6 protein-coding genes are annotated in these 5,205 nt (G+C 50.3%); 1 reads left to right on the top strand and 5 read right to left on the bottom strand.

Annotation, left to right across the window (positions count from 1 at the left end):
• The 5 genes from AB7U36_RS17735 to rsxC all read right to left on the bottom strand — a co-directional run.
• Positions 1–701: electron transport complex protein RnfA (locus AB7U36_RS17735; protein WP_428161006.1), on the bottom strand; the 701-nt coding region annotated here is incomplete at its 3' end.
• A gap of 37 nt (positions 702–738) precedes the next feature.
• Positions 739–1,356, bottom strand: a complete 618-nt coding sequence (gene rsxE, locus AB7U36_RS17730) for an electron transport complex subunit RsxE (RefSeq protein WP_035238857.1) — start codon at positions 1,354–1,356, stop codon at positions 739–741.
• Positions 1,356–2,063, bottom strand: coding sequence for an FMN-binding protein (locus AB7U36_RS17725; RefSeq protein ID WP_428161005.1), 708 nt, complete (start codon positions 2,061–2,063; stop codon positions 1,356–1,358). Before AB7U36_RS17725 ends, rsxE begins: the two co-directional genes overlap by 1 nt.
• A gap of 4 nt (positions 2,064–2,067) precedes the next feature.
• Entirely contained in the window at positions 2,068–3,084 is a 1,017-nt protein-coding gene (locus AB7U36_RS17720) for an RnfABCDGE type electron transport complex subunit D (protein WP_428161004.1), read from the bottom strand.
• 72 nt (positions 3,085–3,156) lie between these two features.
• Positions 3,157–4,527, bottom strand: coding sequence for an electron transport complex subunit RsxC (gene rsxC, locus AB7U36_RS17715; protein ID WP_428161003.1), 1,371 nt, complete (start codon positions 4,525–4,527; stop codon positions 3,157–3,159).
• Between the two features lie 338 nt (positions 4,528–4,865).
• On the opposite strand from rsxC, the gene AB7U36_RS17710 reads away from it, so the two are divergent.
• Positions 4,866–5,205, top strand: a 340-nt coding sequence (locus AB7U36_RS17710) for a flavodoxin domain-containing protein (protein ID WP_428161002.1), incomplete at its 3' end; no start/stop codon positions are given.

Below are 5,205 nucleotides of genomic sequence, written 5' to 3'. Positions count from 1 at the left end.
GGCACAGGCTTTAATGCCTTTTTGACACCGGAATCCACACCGGTAAATCCCATGAAGGCAATGGCTATAATCCCGCCGATGACCAGGGTAATGGCCGCCCCTTCAAAGGGCTTGGGAATATCGCAAAGTTCCAGTTCTTCCCGGATACCCGCCATAATCACGATGGCAATGGTGAATCCCAGTCCGCCAAAAAGGGCCAGGGTCATGGCTTTCCCCAGGTCCCACACCTCTTTGGGATTATCAACGCCCGCCACATGGCTCATGATGGTCAGGCAGGCAAACAGGATGGCGCAATTGGTCGTAATCAAAGGCAGAAATACCCCGAAGGACCGGTAAAGCGGGGGAAAGAATTTTTTAACATACATCTCCACAAACTGAACCGAAGAGGCAATGGCAAAAATATACACAATGTAACTGAGTACGGTCAGATCAATTTGGGCCGCCGCTTCAGGCGTGGTAAAAAAGCCGGCAATAAAGGCCGATACCGGGGCACCTGGGATCAGCACGAAAACAGTGATCCCCCAGGAGAGAAAGGCGGCAATACTCATGACAAAGGTCACGGCGCATCCCATGCCAAAGGCCATGTCCACTTTTTTGGACACTCCCACAAACGGGCAGATGCCCACAAAGTAATAAAATATAAAGTTGTTAATTATCGATGCTGACAGGGCAATCAGCAGGATATCCACAAAATAGTCCATTAGACCCGCCTCAATTTTTGTAAATTTTCATCTAAATTTAATTGCGGGTTTGTTCCCGCTTAAAGTCGATATAGTTCACCAGCCCCAGCAGCAGACCCAGGGTGATGAATGCACCCGGGGGCAGTACCATGATGACCCAGTCCGGCCAAAAGGATGGCAGGACCCTGAATCCCATGAGCATGCCGGTGCCTAAAATCTCACGGATAGCGGCAATACTGGCCAGGGCCAGGCCGAACCCGATGGACTGGCCCAGGGCATCCGCCGCTGCAATAACCACATTCTGCTTGGACGCACACACCTCACACCGGCAGATGATCAGACAGTTCACAATGATCAAAGGGATATATGGGCCAAGGGTTTTACTCATCTGGAACATGTATGCGGCCAGAACCCTGTCCGCCACCGTTACAAAGGTAGCAATGGTCAGGGTAAAAACCACGATACGCAGATGGGGTTTTAACAGGTTTCGGATCAGGCTGATCACGACATTGGCGCAGACCAGAACAAAGGCCACGCAAACGGCCATGGTCAGGGCCGGTTTCATGCCGTTGGTAACAGCCAGGGTGGCACACAGCCCAAGAAGCTGCCGGTACACCGGGTTCTCGGGCAGAATCCCCTGTACAAATCTCTCCGTAGCTGTAGGTTGATCAGCCATCAGGAACGCTCCTTATTTTTACCGGGATTTTTACCGGGCTCCTCGGTTTGAACCGCCGGGGTTTTGCTATTGCTGGCAGGGTTGTCAGTGACCTGAAGCTGGGATGCCACGTTGGCAATCGTCGTATTCACGATGCCGGTCACACTTCTTGAAGAGATCGTGGCGCCGGAAATGGCGTCGATTTCATCTTCTTTGGCCCCGCCCCCCTTAACAACGGAAAGGGTTTTTTCCGTGGATTTTTCCTTAAACTGACCCCGCCAGGCATCTTCCATAATTTTGGCGCCCAGGCCGGGCGTCTCTTTCTGGTCCAGAACAAAAAGCCCTGTAATGCGCTTGCCCTGGGCATCAAGTCCCACCAGCAGCTCAATTTTATCCGCATATCCCTGGCCGTCGGCTTTGACTACATGCCCGATCATTTTTCCTTCCGGCAGCCAGGCATCATACACGGTGTAAAATTTGGTGATTCCGTTTTTTTTGACGTCAATCACCCGTGACTTGATGGTCAGGGACTGATTGTCAGCGGCAAGCTCAGCAGATAGGTCCTCTCCGAGTACCAGTCCGGGTATTTTTGCCATGGTCTCTTTGATCTTGTTCGCCTCAATCACAGGCCCGAGCTTTGCCTGGATACCGGCAAGGGCGGTGCCGAACAGGGTGGCAAGGAGAAGTACCAGCCAGGCCTGGGCCAGGTTACTGTTTTTCAATGACATGATATCAGACCTCCCTTTGTCCCATGGGCTGGGGAATGGTCCAGCGGTTAATCAGCGGGGTCATGGCATTCATGAGCAGCACGGCGAACATCACACCTTCCGGATAACCGGAAAACAGGCGGATCACCATGATCAGGCAGCCGGTTCCCACGCCGAAAATCATTTTCCCTTTCGCAGTTAACGGTGATGTCACAGGATCCGTGGCAATGAAAAAGGCACCGAACATCAGTGCGCCTGCAAATAGATGGTGCAGCAGGAACAGTCCCTGATATCCTCCTGTGATATCCGTAATTGCCGCGATCAGGGCAACGGTTATTAAAATGCTTGCAGGAATCTGCCAGGAAGCGGTTTTTCTGTATATCAGATAAAGCCCCCCTAAAATGCAGGCAATGGCACTGACCTCCCCGACAGACCCGTTGGTAACACCCATAAACAATGGCGCAATACCCGTTTGAACGCCATTGAATTTCAATGCGCTCAAGGGCGTTGCCCCGGACACAGCATCCGCCAGTCCTGTTACATTTTCATAGGCACCCGCCCCCATGAGCTGGGCAAAGGCAATCATGACAAACGCCCTTCCCACCATAGCGGGGTTGAAGATGTTCATGCCAACGCCGCCGAATATGATTTTTCCGATCCCGATGCCGACCACCGAGGCTAAAGCCCCCACAAACCAGGGGGCTGACCCCGGCATGGAAAGGCCTAAAATGATACCGGTGACCATGGCGGAACAATCTTTCAACGTAAAATATTTTCCCCTCATGCGGACAAAGAGATATTCTGCCGCAAGACAGGCAGCCATACAGACAATAAGCTGTTTCAGGGCATAGAACCGGAATAAATAAAGAGATACGGCAATGGCAGGTGACAGCCCAAGAATCACATCGACCATCATCCTGCGTGTGCCGGCCCGGCTGTCTGAAATATGCGGGGACGGGGCCACATGGATAAAAGGCGGCTTTTGCCCGGGCCTGTCTTCAGGCGACATGGCTGAATCTATCTGTCTATTTGTGTCTGACACGTTTTGTTCCTTGTATCAATTAATTAAATTGTCAATTAATTCTGTTGTCAAAAGGCGATTTCAGGCATGAAATCAGCGGCGCTCCCAGGCATTTACCTGGACCTTGCCCTCACGAATCAGCTGGACCAGGTTCAGTTTTGCCGGACATACATAGCTGCAGCATCCGCATTCAACACAGGCACGAATATGGTAGTGGCTGGCAAGCTCGGGATTCTTATACCGGGCTGCTAAAGCCAGCCTTGTGGGCACAAGGTTCATGGGGCAGGCATCCACACAGCGCCCGCAGCGCACGCAATGGGTCTCTTCTGCGCCCCTGTCAACTTCGTCACGAGTAAGCACTGTTAGCCCTGATGTGCCCTTGGTTACGGGGGCAGACAGATCTGAGAATGCAAATCCCATCATGGGGCCGCCGGAAATGATCCGGACCGCATCCGGCCTCAGGCCCCCGCAGAAGTCAACGACCTCGGCCAAAGATATCCCGATGGGCACAAAAATATTTTTCGGGTTGCAGATGCCGTGGCCGGAAACACTGATTACTCTGTGTGTCAACGGTGCTCCCTTGATGATGCTGCGGGCCACTGTCGCCACGGTTTGCACGTTACTCACGGCAACACCTGCATCCGCCGGCAGGCCACCCAACGGAATCTCAAGGCCTATTACTGCTTTTACAAGCTGTTTTTCACTTCCCTGGGGGTATTTGGTTTTCAACACGGCAACCCGCACCACTGTCTGCTTGGCCGCATGTTGAAGCCGTCTGATTGCCTCGGGTTTATTGTCTTCAACACAGATGACAATTTCCCTGGCTGAGACCGCCCTGGCCGTCAGAAGCGCGCCGGTCACGATAGCCCCAGGCGCCTCAATCATAAGCCTGGAGTCACAGGTCAGATATGGCTCGCACTCACAGCCGTTCACAATTAAGGTATCAATCGTCCGGGTATCATTGGGCATCACCTTGACATGAGTGGGGAACGCTGCCCCGCCTAAACCCACTATGCCGGACGCTTGAATTCTTTTTACAATGTCCATGGGCTCATAATTGGAAAAGCCGTGCCTGGGCCATTGTGTAAACTTCATCTCTTCCCAGATTTTTTCCGAAGGCGTCTGCTCCCCTTCCGCCTGGATGGTGATGGCTTCAAGACGCCTGCCGTTGGGCAGGTTCACCATTGCATTTTTTTTAACTTTTCCGGCAATTGGAGAGTGAATTGAGGCGGAAACAAAGGCCTCTCCCTTACCAACCATCTGCCCGTAACTGACCGTTTCTCCGGACTTGACAATTTGTTTGCAGGGCACCCCAAGATGCTGAAGCAGCGGCAAGGTAACTGTTATAGGTGCTTCCATCACTTCGACAACCATGTTGGCGGACAACGCTTTATTATCCGGTGGGTGAATCCCATGGGGAAAACTGCCGGTTCCCGGAAATCCCTTTAATTTAAATAAACCCATAAATTTCTGTACACCTTATTTCTGATCTACCTAAGACAGCGTCTAAAAAAGTTCATACAAAAAATCGTAGATTTCCAGACTTTTTAATTTTTATCAAGCCCCAAATTAAAAAAATAATAAATTACTTGTCAATTATTTAAAATCTCGATTGATTTTTCTTGGCTCTGCCATGGATTTATATTACCTTGTTATCAGTGTCATAAATGTAAGTATTGAGTATTTTATTTTACCAAGAAGGACACGAAGTGCACGAAGATATTAGAGTACCAAACTTTGTGGTTTTCATGAACTTCGTGGTTTTAATCTGAAATCAAATTATAAAAAAATAGGGATTAAAAATGGGAACCATACTGATTGTTTATTCATCCAGAGTAGATGAAACAAAGGGAATAGCTGAATTAATCGCAGAGGGCGTTCGTCAGTCAGGGCATAAGGTACAAGTTAAAACCGCTGAACAGATAAACACTGAAGAAGATTTAGCCGGGTATGATGCCTATGTATTCGGTTCCCCCACCTATCACGGGGAAATGCTGCCTTCCATGAAACAGGTATTATTCATGGCTGAGCGCGCACAGTTGAAGGACAAGCCGGGTGGTGCCTTTGGTGCCTATGGATGGAGCGGAGAGGCCAATAAAAGAATATTTGATACAATGAACTATATTTTTAAAATGAAAATGG

This window comes from Desulfobacter sp., assembly GCF_050177295.1.
The sequence above is the reverse complement of the archived record's forward strand: the minus strand, read 5'-3'. Positions and strand labels throughout refer to the sequence as shown.